At 63.9% G+C, this 233-nt stretch carries 1 protein-coding gene; it reads right to left on the bottom strand.

Annotated features, from left to right (window positions below; translation table 11 throughout):
• A partial coding sequence (locus tag P9217_RS30370; protein ID WP_278088348.1) for an SDR family NAD(P)-dependent oxidoreductase occupies window positions 1–233 on the bottom strand: 233 nt, incomplete at both ends.

Here is a 233-nt window from a genome sequence, read left to right as displayed (position 1 = left end):
AGGTAGGCGCTGGCCTTGTTGGCTGCACCTGAGGTGATGAAGACGGCGCGTCCGGCATCCGAGCGCTGCAGCAGGGGCTCCATGCAGCGGATCAGCTGGAAGTTGGCCGTGACGTTGAGGGCGATCACGTCGTTCCAGGCTTTCAGCTCGATATGGCCGAGCGGCGACGCCGGTCCAAGCATGCCGGCATTGCCGATCAAGACGTCGAGCTTGCCATGGCGTTCGTTCAGCGC

Source organism: Mesorhizobium sp. WSM4989 (assembly GCF_029625795.1).
Lineage (GTDB): Bacteria > Pseudomonadota > Alphaproteobacteria > Rhizobiales > Rhizobiaceae > Mesorhizobium.
Note: the sequence above shows the minus strand (reverse complement) of the source record. Positions and strands in the feature narration are given on the sequence as shown.